Origin of the sequence: Streptomyces globisporus C-1027 (assembly GCF_000261345.2) — a bacterium.
GTDB classification, from domain to species: Bacteria; Actinomycetota; Actinomycetes; order Streptomycetales; family Streptomycetaceae; genus Streptomyces; species Streptomyces pakalii.
The window spans coordinates 5,355,710-5,373,010 of the sequence record NZ_CP013738.1 but is presented as its reverse complement, the minus strand read 5'-3'; the positions used below and the strand labels follow the sequence as shown (position 1 = coordinate 5,373,010).

Sequence of the window (17,301 nt, the reverse complement as noted above, 5' to 3'; positions counted from 1 at the left end):
CGGACAACGGTAACCGGGACCGCCGACAACCCGGCACGAACCGGATGCGGCGGCTGCTCCACCACCTGGCATCCGGATGCGGTGGGCTACTCCACCACCTGCCGCCCCTCCGGCTGGGCGCTGCACGAGGTGCGGAAGGTGCAGTGGGAGCAGTGCGTTCCGGTGGTGGGCGTGAACCGTTCGTCCAGGACCTTTCCGGCGGCGGTGGCGAGCAGGTCGGAGACCCACTCCCCCGCCAGCGGTTCCTGGGCCTGGACCTTGGGGAAGGCCTCGCCGCCCTCCTTCTTGGGGGCGGGCTGACGGAGCTGGACCAGTTCGGCGCCGCCCGGTTCGGGCCGGTTGCCGTCGAAGACCTCGTCGACCGCGCCCTCGCGGACGGCGAGCTGGTAGACGGCGAGCTGGGGGTGGGCGGCGACCTCGTCCTTGGTGGGGGCGCCCTTGCCGGTCTTGAAGTCGACGACGTACGCCCGGCCCTCGGCGTCCTGCTCGACCCGGTCCATGGAGCCCCGGATGCGGACGGCGTACTCCCCCGCCTCCAGCGTCACGTCGAAGTCGTGCTCGCTCGCGGTGGGGGTCCGGCCGGCCCGGTCCAGGACGTGCCAGTGCAGGAAGCGTTCCAGGGCGGCGCGGGCGTGGTCCTTCTCCTGCTCGGACTTCCAGGGGGCGTCGAAGGCGAGGCCGTTCCAGACGGAGTCCAGGCGCTCCATGAGGACGTCCAGGTCGGCGGGGGTCCGGCCGGAGGCGACCTCGTCGGCGAGGACGTGGACGACGTTGCCGAACCCCTGGGCGGCGGTGGCGGGGGCGTCGGCCTTCACCTCGCGGCCCAGGAACCACTGGAGGGCGCAGGTGTTGGCGAGCTGGTCCAGCGCGGAGCCGGAGAGGGTGACGGGCTGGTCGCGGTCGCGCAGCGGAACGGCGGAGCGGGTCGGTTCTTCCAGCCCCCACCAGCGGTACGGGTGGGCCGCGGGCACCAGCGGCTGCCCTTCGTCGTCGGTGAGCGCGGCGAGCCGGGCGAGGCGGTGGGCGGCAGCCTCGCGCAGCGCGTCGGAGGCTCCCGGGTCGACCGTGGTGGCGCGCAGTTCGGCGACGAGCGCGGCGACGGCGAGGGGGCGGCGCGGGCGGCCGGTGACGTCGCGGGGTTCGACGCCCAGCTCGGTGAGGAAGCGGGAGGGCTGGTCGCCGTCGTCGGCGGGGGCCTTCACGGCCGTGACGACGAGGCGCTCGCGGGCGCGGGTGGCGGCGACGTAGAAGAGGCGGCGTTCCTCGGCGAGGAGGGCGCCGGGCGTGAGGGGTTCGGCGAGCCCGTCGCGGCCGATGCGGTCCGCCTCCAGGAGGGAGCCCCGGCGGCGGAGGTCGGGCCAGAGCCCTTCCTGGACCCCGGCGACGACGACGAGCCGCCACTCAAGGCCCTTGGAGCGGTGGGCGGTCATCAGGCGTACGGCGTCGGGGCGGGCGGTCCGCCGGGAGAGGGTGTCGGCGGCGATGTCCTGGGCGTCGACCTCTTCCAGGAAGTTGAGGGCCCCACGCCCGCCGGTGCGCTCCTCGGCGCGCGCGGCCGTGTCGAACAGGGCGCACACCGCGTCGAGATCGCGGTCGGCGTTGCGGCCGCCCGCCCCGCCGCGCAGCGCGGCCCGCTCCAGCCTGCCGGGCCAGGGGGTGCCGTTCCACAGGGTCCACAGGGCCTCCTCGGCGGTGCCGCCGCCTTCGAGGAGCTCACGGGCCTTGCGCAGGAGCGCGCCGAGGCGCTGCGCGCCGTGGGCGTACGCCGGGTCGTGCGTGACGAGGCGTTCGGGCTCGGCGAGGGCGCGGGCGAGCAGGTCGTCGGAGGGGGCGGGGACCCGGATCCCGGCGGCGCGTTCCTCGTCGCGCAGGGCACGGCCGAGGCGGCGCAGGTCGGCGGCGTCCATGGAGCCGAGCGGGGAGGTGAGGAGGGTGAGGGCGGTCTCGGTGTCGAGCCAGGAGGGCGTTCGGGCCCCCGCACGGCCCGCCCCGCTGGTCCCGCCCGGGCCCGCCCCGCCGGTCCCGCCCGGGTCCGCTCCGTCATTCCCGCCCGGGTCCGCTCCGTCCGCCTCGTCCTGGTCCCCCTTCTCCTCCTGGTCCTCCTCGGGGAGGCCTCGCAGCGCTGCCGTCGCCACCGCCCGCAGGGCCGTCAGCAGCGGGGCGACGGCTGGTTCGTGGCGCAGCGGGAGGTCGTCGCCGTCGACCTCCAGGGGGACGCCGGCGGAGGTGAGGGCGCGGCGGACGGCGGGCAGCGAGCGGCCTCCGGCCCGTACCAGCACGGCCATCTCCTGCCACGGAACCCCGTCCTCCAGATGGGCGCGGCGCAGCAGGTCCGCGATGTTCTCCAGCTCCGTGGACGCGGTCGGGTAGGTGTACGTCTCGACGCGGCCGCCGTCCCGGACGGCGTGCAGCTCGCGGTGGGCGCGGACCGTGTCGGCGGGCAGCCGGGTCAGCGCCATCCGGCGGGTGAGCAGCCGGGTCGCCGCCAGCAGTCCGGCCCCGGAGCGGCGCGAGGTGGTGAGGACGCCCACGGGCGCGGGGGTACCGTCGGCCCGGCGGAAGGTGTCCGGGAAGTCGAGGATGCCGTTCACGTCGGCGCCCCGGAACGTGTAGATCGACTGGTCGGGGTCGCCGAAGGCGATCAGCGTCCGCCCGGCGCGCGCCCCCTCGCTTCGCGCATCCCCGGCGCGCGCACCCTCACCGCGCACGTTCTCTCCCTCGCCCCGGCCGCCCTCGCCGTGCCCCCGGGTGTACCCCGGCGCGCGCCCCCGGTTCCCGGCCAGCGCGTGCAGCAGGCGCACCTGGGCGGGGTCGGTGTCCTGGTACTCGTCGACGTACACCGCGTCGTACCGGCCGGCCAGCTCCGCAGCCACCTCGGGACGCTCGGCGAGCAGGACCGCGCGGTGCACCAGCTCGGCGTAGTCCAGGACGCCCTGGGCGTCGAGGATGTCGAGGTACTCGGCGAGGAACTGGGCGGCCGCGGTCCAGTCCGGGCGGCCGGTGCGGCGGGCGAAGTCGGCCAGCGCGTCCGGGCCGAGGCCCAGCTCACGGCTGCGGGCCAGCACGGCGCGCACCTCGTCGGCGAAGCCGCGGGTGGTCAGACAGGCGCGCAGTTCGTCCGGCCAGCGGACCTGGCCCAGGCCCTCCTTCTCCAGGTCGAGCTGGCCCGCGAGCAGTTCGCGGACGGTGACGTCCTGCTCGGGCCCGGACAGCAGGCGCAGCGGATCGGCGAACAGGTCGGCGTCCTGGTGCGCCCGGACCAGGGCGTAGCAGTACGAGTGGAACGTGGTGGCCTGCGGCCCCCGGGCCGCCCCGAGGCGGGCCGCCATCCGGTCGCGCAGTTCGACGGCGGCCTTGCGGCTGAAGGTGAGGACGAGGATGCGGGCGGGGTCGCCGCCCCGGTTCACCCGGGCGGCGACGGATTCGACGAGGGTGGTGGTCTTGCCGGTGCCCGGCCCGGCGAGGACCAGCAGCGGGCCGCCGGGGTGATCAACCACCGCGCGCTGGCCTGCGTCCAGGAGGGGGGGCTCCACGGATCCCGGCGGGGTGCGCACCAGTCGGTATGCACCCGTGGTCCGCGGCCGTGACTCACGGCGCGGACTGTGCCGGGTGGAGGAGGAACTCACGTGGATCGCCGGTCCTGGTGGGTGTACAGGTGATGAGGAACAGGTTCGGGGCAGTCGGGACAGCCCGAGGAGAGGGGCGGAGCGTGCCGCGCGATGACGACGCTACGCCAGCGGTGGCGCGGGAGGCGGCGGCTGTGCTGCGTCCCTCGTCACGTCCGCGGCCGCGTCGGGCCGCCCGGGCCGGGGACGCATGGCGGAAGCTGTCAGGTGTGAGCTTCCTCGCCCGGACCCCCTGGACCGCCCGACCCGCCGTCGCCCGGACCGCCTTGGTCTTTTGCGTCGCCGCCCGGCCCGCCACCGGAGCCGCCCGGGCCGCCCGCGCCGTCGTCGGAGCCTCCGGTCCCGCCGTCCCAGCGGGCGCGCCGCATGTCGATCCGCGGGATGTGGCCCTCCGCCTGGCGGGACGCCTCGCGGAGCGGGGTGGACTCCGCGCGGTAGTGGTCCACCGCCCGCAGCTCGTGGGCGGGGAGCAGCGTCCCGTCGGCGCGGACGACGCGCCACCACGGCACGGCCGCCCCGTACAGCGCCATGACCCGGCCGACCTGGCGGGGACCTCCCTCGCCCAGCCACTCCGCGATGTCGCCGTACGTCATCACCCGGCCGGGCGGGATCAGCTCGGCCACGTCGAGGACGCGCTCCGCGTACTCCGGCAGCTCCGGGTGATCCGGCGGTCCGGCGCCCGGCGGGGCGGTGCCGGAGCCGCCCCCGTCCGTCTGGTCCTGGCTCATCCGCCCCATCCTGCCGTACGCCACCGACAGCCCGGCCCAAACGGTGTCCGTCCGGGTACACAGCGTGCACGCGGGGGCAAAGGAGCGTATGTTGCGCTTCCCGCGCCCGTGCAATGCACCCTGATGCCCCCCTCTGTCTACGGGCCGTGCCACCATCATGCGGGCGGTGACCGGTGATACCAGAACACGAAGACGAACCAGAGGCGACGAAGGAGCAGGGCGTGCAGCCACCGAAGGCGGCGGACGCCTCCGATGCCGGGGAGCGCCCGCAGGGTGCTCCCGAGTCCTCCGCGCCGCCCGGTGCCGCCGCCGGGCCGTCCCGTGCCGACGGCCCCACGGCGTCCACCACCGGACATCTGGCCGGCTCGACGCTGGCCTCCGCAGAGGCCGCGCTGACCGACCGCGTCTCCGGCGACGAACCGCTGCTCCCCGCCCGGGTGCACCGCCCCTCCGACCTGATGCGGCTGCTCATCGGGGTGCTCGCGATCGCGGTGCTGTTCTCGATCGCCGCGTTCGCCCAGGGCACCACGACCGGCCTTGAGGACGACATCTCCAAGGGCACCGAGCAGGCGCCCGATCTGCTGATCAAGATCGCCGGCCTGGTGTCCAGCATCGCGGTGCTGCTGGTGCCGGTCGCCTTCGCCATCGAACGCCTCATCAAACGCGACGGGCTGCGCATCGCGGACGGGGTGCTCGCCGCCGTGCTCGCCCACGGCGTGACGCTCGCGACGGACCTCTGGGTCTCGCGGACCGCTCCCGGCACCATCCAGGACGCGCTGACCCAGCCGCAGACGGCGGGCGGTCTGACCGACCCGGTGCACGGCTATCTCGCGCCGGTCATCGCGTACATGACGGCGGTCGGGATGGCACGGCGGCCGCGCTGGCGCGTGGTGCTGTGGGTGGTGCTGCTGCTCGACGCGTTCGCGATGCTGGTCGGCGGGTACACCACCCCGTTCTCGATCATCCTCACCGTGCTGATCGGCTGGACGGTGGCGTACGGGACGCTGTACGCGGTCGGCTCGCCGAACGTCCGCCCCACCGGCCAGCACCTGATGGCGGGTCTGCGGCACGTGGGCTTCCGCCCGGTCGCGGCGATGCGCACCGAGGACACCCCGGACAAGGACAACGCCGACCAGGGCGACCGGGGGCGGCGCTATCTGGTGACGCTGGAGGACGGGCCGCCGCTGGACGTCACCGTCGTCGACCGGGAACAGCAGGCCCAGGGGTTCTTCTACCGGGCCTGGCGGCGGATCACGCTGCGTACGCTCACCCAGCGGCGCTCGATCCAGTCGTTGCGCCAGGCGCTGGAGCAGGAGGCGCTGCTCGCGTACGCGGCCATCGCCGCCGGGGCGAACGCGCCCAAGCTGATCGCCACGTCGGAGCTGGGCCCCGACGCGGTGATGCTGGTCTACGAGCACATCGGCGGCCGGTCGCTGGACCAGATGGAAGACGAGGAGATCACCGACGATCTGGTGCGCAGCGCCTGGCGTCAGGTGAAGGCCCTCCAGTCGCGGCGGATCGCGCACCGCAGGCTGACCGGTGACGCGCTCCTGGTGGATCGTTCCGGCAGGGCGTTCGTGACGGATCTGCGCGGCGGTGAGATCGCCGCGGGCGATCTGGTGCTGCGGATGGACGTGGCCCAGCTGCTGACCACGCTGGGGCTGCGGGTGGGGGCCGAGCGGTCGGTCGCCGGGGCGCTGGCCGTGCTCGGCCCGGACGCGGTGGCGGACTGCCTGCCGCTGCTCCAGCCGATCGCGCTGAGCCGCTCCACGCGGGCGACGCTGCGCCGGATCGCCCGCGAGCGTTCGCAGCGCGAGCGGGAGGCGGTGGTGGAGGCCTCGCAGGCGGCCAAGCAGGCGCGGGCGGAGCAGGCGAAGGCCGAGCAGCCGGCGGACAGCCCCGCGGCCGGGTCCAAAGCCGAATCCAAGGCGGAGTCCAAGGCCGAGCGGAAGTCGCTGCGCACCGAGAAGCAGGCCGAGAAGCGCGCGATCGACGATGCGCTGGAGGAGGCCCGCGAGGAGGATCTGCTCGCCCAGATCCGCCGTCAGGTGCTGCTGATCCGCCCGCAGGCCCCGGTCGAACCGGTCCGCCTGGAGCGGATCAAGCCGCGCACCCTGTTCAGCTTCATCGCCGGGGCCATCGCCGCGTACTTCCTGATCTCGCAGGTGACCCAGGCCGACTTCGGGACGGTCGTGGAGCAGGCGGAGTGGGGCTGGGTGGCGGCGGCCCTCGGCTTCTCGGCGCTGAGCTACGTGGCGGCGGCGATGAGCCTGCTGGGCTTCGTGCCCGAGCGGGTGTCGTTCCTGAAGACCGTGCAGGCGCAGGTGGCCGGCTCGTTCGTGAAGATCGTGGCGCCCGCCGCGGTCGGGGGCGTGGCGCTGAACACCCGCTTCCTCCAGCGCGCCGGGGTGCGCCCCGGTCTCGCGGTGGCGAGCGTCGGGGCGTCGCAGCTCTTCGGGCTCGGCGCCCACATCACGCTGCTGGCGCTGTTCGGCTATCTCACGGGTACGGAGAAGACGCCGGACTCGCTGACCCCGTCCCGGACCGTGATCGCGGGTCTGCTGACGGTCGCGGTGCTGGTGCTGGTGGTGACGGCGGTCCCCTTCCTGCGGAAGTTCGTGGTGACCCGGGTGCGCTCGCTGTTCGCCGGGGTCGTGCCGCGCATGCTGGACGTGGTGCAGCGGCCGCAGAAGCTGCTCACCGGCATCGGCGGGATGCTGCTGCTGACCGGCCTGTTCGTGCTCTGCCTGGACGCCTCGATCCGGGCGTTCAGCGGGCCCGACGTCCCCCAGCTGAGCTACGCGAGCATCGCGGTGGTCTTCCTCGCCGGGAACGCGCTCGGCTCGGCCGCCCCGACGCCGGGCGGTATGGGTGCGGTCGAGGGGGCCCTGACGCTGGGCCTCATCGCGGTCGGGCTGCCGAAGGAGGTCGCGGCGCCCGCGGTGCTGCTGTACCGCGTGATGACGCTGTGGCTGCCGGTGCTGCCGGGGTGGCTCGCCTTCAACCAGCTGACCCGCAAGGGCGAGCTGTGATCGGACCGGGCGGGCGAGGGCGGTAGCGGGGCGGCCGCCGTCCACCGGTCGCGGCCCCGCCGTCGTCCACCGGTCGCGCGGCCCCGCCGCCGTCCACCGGTAGCGGCCCCGCTGCCACCCGCATGGACCGCGCCCGGCCGCGCTCCCCGGCGGCCCGCCGCACGATGGGGGCATGAGGACTTCCCCCGCTCTGCGTGCCGCCGCCCTCGCTGCCACCGTGCTGCTGCCGCTGGCCGGCTGTTCGGACGACGGAGGCGGGGAAGGGTCATCGACGCCCACCGGGGCCTCGACCGCCTCGCCGACCGCCACCGCCGAGGACCTGTCCTCGCAGAAGCTGGAGTGGTCCCCCTGCCCGCCCCCGAACACGGCCCAGGGCGGCGGCGAGTCACCGTCCCCGCTGCCCGGCGGTGTGGTGTGGGAGTGCTCCTTCATGGACGTGCCCCTCGACTACGCGAAGCCGGACGGCCGCACGATCGAGCTGGCGCTGGTGCGGGCCAAGGCCAAGGACCAGCGGCGGCGGATCGGCTCGCTGGTGTTCAACTTCGGCGGGCCCGGCGCGTCCGGCGTCGCGACGCTGCCCGCGTTCGGCACCGAGTACGACAAGCTCCGCACCCGCTACGACCTGGTGAGCTTCGACCCGCGCGGGGTCGGCCGCAGCGAGGGCGTCCAGTGCGCGGACGACGCCCAGCTGGACGCCTTCTACCAGGAGGACTCCACCCCGGACGACGCGGCCGAACAGAAGCAGTTCGTCCAGGGGCAGAAGGACTACATCGCGGACTGCGAGGAGAACTCCGGCCCCGAGCTCCCCTTCGTCGGTACGACGAACGCCGCCCGCGACATGGACCTGATGCGTACGGTGCTGGGCGACGACGAGCTCCACTACTTCGGCATCTCGTACGGCACCGAGCTGGGCGGCGTGTACGCCCACCTCTTCCCGGACAAGGTGGGACGGGCGGTCTTCGACGCGGTGGTCGACCCCACGAAGGACGCCGAGCAGTCCGCCCTCGGCCAGGCCGAGGGGTTCCAGCTCGCCCTGGACAACTTCACGAAGGACTGTGCGGAGCGAGACGACTGCGCCCTGCCCGGGGCCACCCCGCAGGAGGTCGAGCAGGGCATCGCCGATCTGCTGGCCGAGCTGGAGGAGGAGCCCGTCGACGGGCTCGGCGACCGGACCCTGACGCAGACGCTGGCCACCACCGGCATCGCGTCCGCGCTCTACTCCCAGGAGACCTGGCCGCTGCTGGAGCAGGGCCTGGACGAGGCGGGCGGCGGGAACGGCGGGCTGCTGCTCGCCCTGGCCGACTCCCTCAACGGCCGTTCGGAGGACGGGCGGTACGACAACTCCAACGCCGCCAACATCGCCATCAACTGCGCCGACTCCAAGCAGCGGTTCACCCTGGAACAGACGAAGGCGGCGCTGCCCGCGTTCCGCAAGGCGTCCCCGCTGTTCGGCGAGTACCTGGGCTGGGGGCTGATGAGCTGCACCGGCTGGCCGGTGGCGGGCGCCTGGGAGACCCCGGACGTCAGCGCCTCGGGGGCCGCTCCGATCCTGGTCATCGGCAACACCGGTGACCCGGCGACCCCGTACGCGGGTGCGAAGGCGATGGTGCAGCAGCTCGGCAAGGGCGTCGGCGTGGAGCTGACGTACAAGGGCGAGGGCCACGGGGCGTACAACAGCAAGGACACGTGTGTGCAACGGGCCGTGGACGGCTACCTGTTGAACGGCCGGGTCCCGAAGTCCGGCACGGTCTGCGGCTGACCCCGGCTCTCAGCGCGATGCGTCGCCCTCCCGCGGAGCGCGGAGCGCCTCGTCGAGCAGGTCCGCCCCCGGACCCGCCAGCCAGCGGTCGAAGCCCAGCAGGAAGGGGAACTCGGCGCGCAGCGCGTCGAGGTCCGCGTTTCCCGCCAGCCTGCCGTCGTCGACGAGCGCCATCAGCCGATCGAGGACCTCGCCCCCTGGCGGCAGCCGGCGGTAGCCGATCGGCCGGCCGGCGGCCCGGGTCAGGCGCTCGGCCAAGGCCTCGCCGGTGAGGGCGTCGCCGGCGATCTCCAGCGTACGGCCGGCATAGCGACCGGGTGCGCCGAAGACCGTGGCGGCGATGCGCCCGATGTCGCGTACCGCGATGAACTGCATGGCCTGGTCCGGGCGCATGAGGAAGGACAACCGCCCCTGGTCGAGGCCGGTTTCGGGGGCCACCAGCAGCTCCATGAAGGTGGCCGGGCGCAGGATGGTGACGGCGGTGTCCAGTTTCCGGACGTGGGCCTCGACACGGTTCTTGGTGTCGAGGTGGCCGACGCCCGTCGCGGCGCCCGCAGTGACAGCCGAGCTCTGGACGAGGTGGGCGACGCCGAGGCGCTCGGCGAGGTCCGCCGCCGTCGTACCGAAGCGGACCTCGTCCTCGTCGGTCACCTCCGCACCGGCCTGCCCGGAGTTCGGCTGGACGCTGAAGACACCGTAAGCGCCCGAGAAGGCCGCGCCGAGTGACTCCGGCTCCCGGAGGTCGCCGGGGACGATGTCGACACCGGCGGCGGCGAGGGCGCGGGCCCGGCGGCCGGACGGGTTCCGCACGACCGCGCGCACCGACCAGCCGTCGGCCCGCAGCGCCGCCGCGGCCGCTCCGCCCTGCTGGCCCGTGGCGCCCAGGACGACGACGGTCCGGCTGCCGTCCGTGCCGGTCATGCCGCGCTCCCGCCGGTCCGGGCGCGGAGCCCGACGGCGGGCAGGGCCGGGCCTGCCGGGCAGCGCGGGAAGCAGGTCCGGGGTGTGCTGGTCACAGGGGGCTCCCAGGTTCGTGAGGGCGGTTCGCACCGGTCGCCGCTACGCTAAAACCTGACGTGGGCGTCAGGTGCAAGCGAGACGTGGAGTAGGGTCGGGAGGCCGGGATGCGGATCGGAGAGGTCGCCGCGAAAGCGGGCGTCAGCGTCAGGGCGCTGCGCTACTACGAGGAGCAGGACCTGCTGCACTCCACGCGGAACCGGGGCGGCCAGCGCCAGTACACGGCCGACGCCGTCGAGCGGGTCGGACTGATCCGGCGCCTCTACTCCGCGGGCCTGCCGAGCAGAATCGTCCGCGAAGTGCTGTCGTTCGCGGGGGCCGGCGGGGCATCACCGGAACTGGTGGGGCTGCTCACCGCCGAACGCGACCGCCTGGACCGGCAGATGACGGATCTGCGGGACGCACGCGACCGGCTGCACGCCTGCATCACCGAGGCACACCGTGACGGGGGACCGGAACGCCCCTCCGGCGACGGCCGCCCCCGCGACGGGAGGAACTGAGGAGCCGCCTCCGGCACGCGGCGGAGGAACACGGTCAGGGAGTACGGAAGAAGGGGCCCGGTCCGCGACGCGCGGACCGGGCCCCTTCTCATCACAGCCGTACGGGACGGGTGCTAGTACACCGGCTTCTCGGGCTCGATCTGGTTGACCCAGCCGATCACGCCGCCGCCCACGTGCACCGCGTCGGCGAAGCCCGCGGACTTGAGGACCGCGAGGACCTCGGCGCTGCGGACACCGGTCTTGCAGTGCAGCACGATGCGCTTGTCCTGCGGGAGGTCCTGGAGGGCGGTGCCCATGAGGAACTCGTTCTTCGGGATCAGCTTCGCGCCGGGGATCGAGACGATCTCGTACTCGTTCGGCTCGCGGACGTCGATGATCTCGATCTTCTCGTCGCCGTCGATCCACTCCTTGAGCTGCTTGGGAGTGATCGTCGCGCCGAGTGCCGCCTCCTGCGCCTCCTCGGACACGACGCCGCAGAAGGCCTCGTAGTCGATGAGCTCGGTGACGGTGGGGTTCTCGCCGCAGACCGCGCAGTCGGGGTCCTTGCGGACCTTGACCTGGCGGTACTGCATCTCCAGGGCGTCGTAGATCATCAGCCGGCCGACCAGCGGGTCGCCGACCCCGGCGAGCAGCTTGATGGCCTCGGTGACCTGGATGGAGCCGACGGACGCGCAGAGCACGCCCAGCACGCCGCCCTCGGCGCAGGAGGGGACCATGCCCGGCGGCGGGGGCTCCGGGTAGAGGCAGCGGTAGCAGGGGCCGTGCTCGGACCAGAACACGGAGGCCTGGCCGTCGAAGCGGTAGATCGAGCCCCACACGTACGGCTTGTTCAGCAGCACCGCGGCGTCGTTGACGAGATAGCGGGTGGCGAAGTTGTCCGTGCCGTCCACGATCAGGTCGTACTGCGCGAAGATCTCCATCACGTTCTCGGCTTCGAGCCGCTCTTCGTGAAGGACCACGTTGACGTACGGGTTGATGCCCAGCACCGAGTCCTTGGCGGACTCCGCCTTGGAGCGGCCGATGTCGGACTGGCTGTGGATGATCTGGCGCTGCAGGTTCGACTCGTCGACCTCGTCGAACTCCACGATGCCGAGCGTGCCGACTCCGGCCGCCGCGAGATACATCAGGGCCGGCGAGCCGAGGCCGCCGGCGCCGACACACAGCACCTTGGCGTTCTTCAGGCGCTTCTGTCCGTCCATCCCGACATCCGGGATGATCAGGTGGCGGGAGTACCTGCGGACCTCGTCGACGGTGAGCTCAGCGGCTGGCTCGACCAGGGGTGGCAGCGACACAGGAACCTCAACAATGCAGGTGGTCGGATTCTACGTAGACCGGCTTCTTACGGTCGACTACGTACGGTTGTTCTCCACGTAACACTGCCACGCCCCTTCTCATTCCGAGATACCGGGTCCGATCCGCGAGACGATTTCGTCCCAGTAACTGGGCAGCGCCGCGAATGGATCGCTTTGTCCGCTTCGGCCGTCCCGGTCGTTCCGGTCGGTGAAGAAGATCGTCCCGGCGCCCTGCCAGCGGGCGACGCGCATGGCCTCCTCCAGGTGGGTGCGCGGGACCCCGTGGACGAAGTGGGCGAACCGCTCCGGCGGGTAGTCGGCCGTCCACTCGGCCACCTGGGACCAGCGGTAGTCGGTCCACGGCCCCTGGAAGGTGACCAGTTGGTCGGCGGCCTCCGCGTACCCGGGGTACGGGTGGGTGCCGTGGCCCAGCACCAGGCGGCCCCCGCCGTCGGCGCTGTCGCTCTCCGCCAGCAGGGCGTGCAGGGTGCCGGTGAGCCGCCGGACGGCGGGCAGCCGGGCGCGGTCGGCGGGGCAGCGGGCGAGGTAGAAGCCGCCGATGCGGTACCAGTCGATGAAGGACCGGGCGTCCGCGATCAGCTCCTCGAACGGCCGCTCGCCGTGGGCCAGGTCGAGGTGGCCGAGCAGCCGGCCGCCGGAGGCCCGGACGGTGTCGTCCGGGGCCTCGCCGTGCAGGGCGCGTTCGCGGGCGTTGCGCAGTCGGCCCGCCGCCTCCAGGCAGTGCGGGTCGGGCCGGGAGCCGGGGCCGTTCGCGATGTTGAGGACGGCCCAGTGCAACGGGGTACCGGGGCGGGCCAGCTCGGCCCATTCGGCGGGGGCGAGCAGCGGGTGGGCGTAGCCGGGGACGCCGAAGCCGAGCTGTTCGCCGCCCGCGATCCGGCGGGCGTCGGCGGAGGCGGTCAGATGCGGCACGCCGCCTCCATCCAGATGTCCGCGAGGGACTCCTCCAGGTTGATCCGGGGGCGCCAGCCGAGCCGGTCGCGCGCGGTGCGGACGTCGGCCTGCTGCCAGGCGCCGCAGCCGTCCGGATACGGGGACGGGGTGGCGGAGAGGTGCTCCATGACGGACTCGGCGGAGGTGCGCGGGGCCCCGATGGGCAGCCGCGGCGGAGGCGAGTCCAGCTCGTGGAGCGCGCCCGCGTACCCGGCGACGCGGGCGAGCACGGCGGCGGCGTCGCGGAGCCGGACGGCGCGCCCGGTGCCGATGTTGACGACGCCCTGGGCGGCGGAGAGCGAGGCGGCGTGGACGGCCCGCGCCACGTCCCGTACGTCGACGAAGTCCCGCTGCACGCCGAGCCCGCTGAGCTTGAGCTCGCCGTCGCCCGCCTGCATGGCCCGGCGCATGGCCTCGGCGAGCCGGCCGAGCGGGGAGCCGGCCGGGGTGCCGGGGCCGACCGGCGAGAAGACCCGCAGGACCACGGCGTCGAGGCCGGAGCCGAGGACCAGTTCGGTGGCGGCGAGCTTGCTGACGCCGTACGGGCCGCCGGGGCGCGGGACCGCGTCCTCGGCGGTGGAGGACCCGGGCTGCGAGGGCCCGTACTCCGAGGCGCAGCCGACCTGGACGAGCCGGGCCCCGCAGCCGCTGCGGCGCAGCGCCTCGCAGACGGTGGCGACGGCGACGGTGTTGTGCCGGGTGAGGTCCCGGGCGCCGCCGCGGGTGGCGCCCGCGCAGTTGACGACGACCCCGGGGTGGACGGCGTCCAGGAAGCGGGTGAGGGCCCCGGGGCTGCCGCCCGCGAGGTCGAACCGGACGTCGGCGTCGTCACCGCGCCCGAGGGCCGTGAGGTGGACGGCGGGGTCGGCGAGGAGACGGTCGGCGACGAAGCGGCCGAGGAATCCGTTGGCTCCGAGCAGCAGCACCCTCATCGCGCACCGCCTCGGTGCCGACGGCTCACTGCCGGTGCGGGGGACTGGGGGGTCATGGCGGGTTTCTCCTAGGTCAGTCAGTCGTACGGTGCCGGTGGGGCCCGCGGCGTCGGCTCCGCGGGAGTGGTGCGGGTGGTGCGGTGGTACGTCGGTGGGGCCCTCGGGTCCTCAGGCCCGGGTGTGGGCGGAGGCCCGGGAGAGCGCGAGGGCGGCGTGCAGGAGCAGCCCGAGTGCGGCCCCGCCGCAGGCGAGGGCGGAAACAGCTCCTGTCCCGCCTGCCGAGACGAGGGCGTCCACGGGCTGGGCGAGGGGTTCGAGGCCGGGGAGCCGGGCGGCGAGGACGAGGGCCGGGGCGGCGGCCTCGACGGCACAGGCGGCGGCGAGCGCGACGGTGCCCGGCTCGGGCAGTCCGTGGACGGCGAGCAGCCGGGCCACGAAGAACAGCACCCCGAGGGCGACGGCCGCCACGGGCACGCCGCCCCCGCCGAGACCGAGGTCGGCCAGGTACAGCAGGGGCAGCAGCGCGCCGAGGAAGAGGGAGACGGCCGCCAGGAGCAGGGGGCGCACGCCCGCGCCGAACTCCTCCAGGGCGCGGCTGCCGGACAGTTTGCGGTGGGCGCGGACGGTGAAGAGGTGGGCGCACCAGGCGGCCGGGGCGATGGCGGCGGCGAGGCCGAGCAGCGGGGCGGGGCTGCCGCCCCACGGCCCGTCCGGGCCGCCGGTCATGACCTGGGCGAGCAGTTCCTCGCCGTACACCGCGTAGCTGAGGAGCCAGCAGGCGTACATCCCGGCGCGGCCCGCTCCTTCGGGGGCGCGCAGGGGGCCGCGGCCGAGGCAGGCCCGGAGCGCCAGGCAGGCGAGCAGCGCCCCGACGACGGTGACGAGGGCCCGCGTCCCGTCACCGAGGACGCCCTCGGTGACCCGGAGCACCCCGGCGGTCGCGAGGCAGGCGGCCCCGGGGAGCAGGGCGAGGAGCGTCCAGGCGGCCCGCGCCTCGGTGTCGGGACCGGGGCCGGGGGGTCCGCCGGCGGCGGGATCGTGGGCCCGGGGCGGCATGCGGGCGTACAGCTCCTCGGCGAGGGCGAAGACGTCCCGGTGGCGGTAGCGGGCGGCGGTGCGGTCGGTGAGGCCGTGGGCCTCCAGTCCTGCGGCGATCTCCAGCGGGTCCACGGCCCGTTCGCACAGGTCGCGGTGGTCGTGCAGGAGGGATTTCACCGGGTCGGCGGGACCCCGCCGGGCGGTGGCGCCCGACGCCCGGCGGGCCGAGGCGCGGGGCGGGATCTCCGCGGGGCGTTCCGGGGCGGCAGCGGGGGGCGTCACCGGGTCGTCCGGACGGGTCATCGGGGGGTCTCCGTGGTCGTGAAGCGTCGGGTCGTGGGAGGCCGGTCGGTGGGACGGCCGTTCGCGGAGGGCCGGGCCGTGGCGGGCCGGGCCGTGGCGGGCCGGGCCGTGGCGGGCCGGGCCGTGGCGGGCCGGGCCGTGGCGGGCCGGGCCGTCGAGGGCCAGGCGGTCGGGGGCCGGGTGGTCACGCATCGCCGTCCCCCGCCGGTCCTGCCGCGACCGCGCAGACGCCCTCGGGCTCCGGCTCCCGGTCGTGCTCCGGCTCGGGCTCCCCGGGCCGGTCCGGCAGCCGGGCCCCTGGCGCGGCGGCCCAGCCGGGCACGGCGGCAGGGCACTCCGGGTCCTCCGGTGACCTGAGGTGTACCCCGGGCTGGGTCCAGTGGCCGAGGAGGTGGGCCTCCGGCGGGGTGGCGAACGGCAGCGGGTCGCCGTGGGCGTCCACCGTGTCCGTCTCCCGGCGCACCGGGGTGTGCGACATCAGCTCCAGGTAAATGCCGCGAAATGCCGCGAGGTTCTGTTCGACGGTGAAGAGTTCGAGCGCGCGGGCCCGGGCGGCGGCGCCCAGCCGGGCCCGGCGCTCGGGGTCGCGCAGCAGCGCGACACAGGCGTCGCCAAGCGCCTTGGGATTGCGCGGGGGCACCACCAGACCGGTGCCGCCGATGACCTCGACCACCGCGCCCACGTCGGTGGAGACGGTGGCCCGGCCGCAGAACATGGCTTCGACGAGGCTGACCGGGAAGCCCTCGACGGTGCTGGAGAGGACGATCACGCCGCCCGCCCCGTACGCCTCGGCGAGATCGGGGATCTCGGGGCCGCCGATCTCCTCGAAGGTGACCGGGCTGCGGCCCTCGGTGTGGGCGCCGGTGGCCTCGTCCGGGAAGAGCTGTGCGGCCAGGGCCGTGCAGTGCGCGAGGTAGGTGGTGGCCTCGTCGCCCTCCGCCGGGGCGCCGAAGATCCGCAGCCGGGCGTCGGGCCGGGCGCGGCGGACCTCGGCGAAGGCGTGGAGGAGGGCGATCAGGTCCTTGGCGGGCTCGATCCGGCCGACCCAGACCAGCGTGTCGGGGCCGTCCGACTCGGCGCCCTCGCCTGCCGCGCCGAGCCGTTCGGCGTCCTCGCCGACCGGGCCGAAGCGCTCCGCCGCCATGCCCGGGTAGACGGTGCGCTGCCGGGCGGGGTCGGCTCCGCAGCGCTGCTGCCAGCGGCGGACGTGGGTGTTGCCGGGGGTGACGAGCGCGGCCTGCCGGTAGATCTCGGTGGCGAGGCGGCCGTGGAACGCGGCGAGGAGGGCGCGGACGGGGGCTCCGTACGGGGTGCCGAACGCGGCGGCCAGGTAGTGCGCCCGCAGCGGGACGCCGTGCTCGGTGACCAGCAGCGGCACCCCGAAGAAGCGTTTGGCCAGGAGTCCCGGGAGGGCGGCCGCCCCGCCGGAGGCCGCGTGGCAGAGGTCGACCGCGCCGAGGCTCTCCTGGTCGTACCAGTCGAGCGAGAGCGGGCGCAGGGCCCGTTCCAGCTCGGCGGCGAAGGCGAGGTGGTCGGGGACGGTGGCGCTCCGCACGGTCCGGCCGGTGCCGTGGGCGCGGGTGGCCGCCTCCAGGATCCGCACGGTGGTCTCGGAGCGCAGGGCGAGATGGAGTCCGCCGCGCTCGCGGGCCAGCTCGGCCAGCCCGTAGAGCCCTGCGGTGAAGAGCTCGGCGCCGGGGCCCTCGCCCGCTTCCGTCCCGGCCCGGTCGGGGGTGCAGACGGCGGTGGCGAGGGCGGTGAAGTGTTCGGTGAAGCGCTTGCGGTCGCGCCGCCCGTAGGACTGCTCGCCGCCGGTCACCAGCCGGGCCAGCAGACCGCGTTCGCCGCTTCCGCGCAGGGTGCCGTCCTCGGGGGTCCACAGCGGCGCGGTGCGCACCCGGCTGACCTGGTAGGGCAGTTGGACCCAGCCCTGGGCCTCCTGATGGGCGGAGCGGCTCAGCGCGAACAGGTCGAACTCGTGCTGCGGCAGCCCGCGCACCAGTCGGTCGCACCAGAGTCTGGACTCACCGGTCGCATACGGATAACCACCGTCGGTGAGCAGTCCGATCCGCACGAGTGCACCCCCGATCTCCCTTGTGGGCGGCCGCCGTTGAACCGGC

The 17,301-nt window shown here is 74.6% G+C and carries 11 protein-coding genes; 3 read left to right on the top strand and 8 right to left on the bottom strand.

Features of this window, described 5'->3' with window-relative positions; translation table 11 throughout:
• Window positions 1-86 precede the first annotated feature (86 nt).
• Entirely contained in the window at window positions 87-3,626 is a 3,540-nt protein-coding gene (locus WQO_RS23790; protein WP_029182377.1) for an ATP-dependent helicase, read from the bottom strand.
• 203 nt (window positions 3,627-3,829) lie between these two features.
• Window positions 3,830-4,354: an MGMT family protein gene (locus tag WQO_RS23785; protein ID WP_010061586.1), complete on the bottom strand. Its 525-nt coding sequence runs from the start codon at window positions 4,352-4,354 to the stop codon at window positions 3,830-3,832.
• Between the two features lie 221 nt (window positions 4,355-4,575).
• On the opposite strand from WQO_RS23785, the gene WQO_RS23780 reads away from it, so the two are divergent.
• Together WQO_RS23780 and WQO_RS23775 are read left to right on the top strand one after the other, a co-directional pair.
• A complete protein-coding gene (locus WQO_RS23780) occupies window positions 4,576-7,386 on the top strand; it encodes a lysylphosphatidylglycerol synthase transmembrane domain-containing protein (protein WP_010061588.1) in 2,811 nt (936 codons plus the stop codon).
• 172 nt (window positions 7,387-7,558) lie between these two features.
• Window positions 7,559-9,145, top strand: coding sequence for an alpha/beta hydrolase (locus WQO_RS23775; protein ID WP_010061589.1), 1,587 nt, complete (start codon window positions 7,559-7,561; stop codon window positions 9,143-9,145).
• 9 nt (window positions 9,146-9,154) lie between these two features.
• Here the strand turns inward: WQO_RS23775 and WQO_RS23770 are convergent, their stop codons facing one another.
• Window positions 9,155-10,066 carry an NmrA family NAD(P)-binding protein gene (locus WQO_RS23770; protein ID WP_010061590.1) on the bottom strand — a complete coding sequence of 304 codons (912 nt, stop codon included), beginning with the start codon at window positions 10,064-10,066 and terminating at the stop codon, window positions 9,155-9,157.
• A 203-nt stretch (window positions 10,067-10,269) separates the two neighbouring features.
• Between WQO_RS23770 and WQO_RS23765 the strand changes: the two genes are divergently transcribed.
• Entirely contained in the window at window positions 10,270-10,662 is a 393-nt protein-coding gene (locus tag WQO_RS23765; protein WP_010061591.1) for a MerR family transcriptional regulator, read from the top strand.
• Window positions 10,663-10,775: 113 nt separating this feature from the next.
• On the opposite strand, the gene moeZ is transcribed toward WQO_RS23765, so the two are convergent.
• From moeZ to WQO_RS23740, 5 genes are all read right to left on the bottom strand, one after another.
• Complete coding sequence (moeZ, locus tag WQO_RS23760; RefSeq protein WP_010061592.1) at window positions 10,776-11,954, bottom strand: adenylyltransferase/sulfurtransferase MoeZ; 1,179 nt, start codon at window positions 11,952-11,954, stop codon at window positions 10,776-10,778.
• A gap of 99 nt (window positions 11,955-12,053) precedes the next feature.
• Window positions 12,054-12,887, bottom strand: coding sequence for a spherulation-specific family 4 protein (locus WQO_RS23755; RefSeq protein ID WP_010061593.1), 834 nt, complete (start codon window positions 12,885-12,887; stop codon window positions 12,054-12,056).
• Window positions 12,875-13,840 (bottom strand): NAD-dependent epimerase/dehydratase family protein, encoded by a 966-nt coding sequence (locus tag WQO_RS23750; RefSeq protein WP_010061594.1) that lies wholly within the window; start codon window positions 13,838-13,840, stop codon window positions 12,875-12,877. Before WQO_RS23750 ends, WQO_RS23755 begins: the two co-directional genes overlap by 13 nt.
• A gap of 168 nt (window positions 13,841-14,008) precedes the next feature.
• The gene (locus WQO_RS23745; RefSeq protein ID WP_237274158.1) at window positions 14,009-15,373 is read right to left on the bottom strand and encodes a hypothetical protein; all 1,365 of its coding nucleotides are present in this window, start codon (window positions 15,371-15,373) and stop codon (window positions 14,009-14,011) included.
• Entirely contained in the window at window positions 15,366-17,255 is a 1,890-nt protein-coding gene (locus WQO_RS23740; protein WP_010061597.1) for a DUF3492 domain-containing protein, read from the bottom strand. Before WQO_RS23740 ends, WQO_RS23745 begins: the two co-directional genes overlap by 8 nt.
• Between the last annotated feature and the right edge of the window lie 46 nt (window positions 17,256-17,301).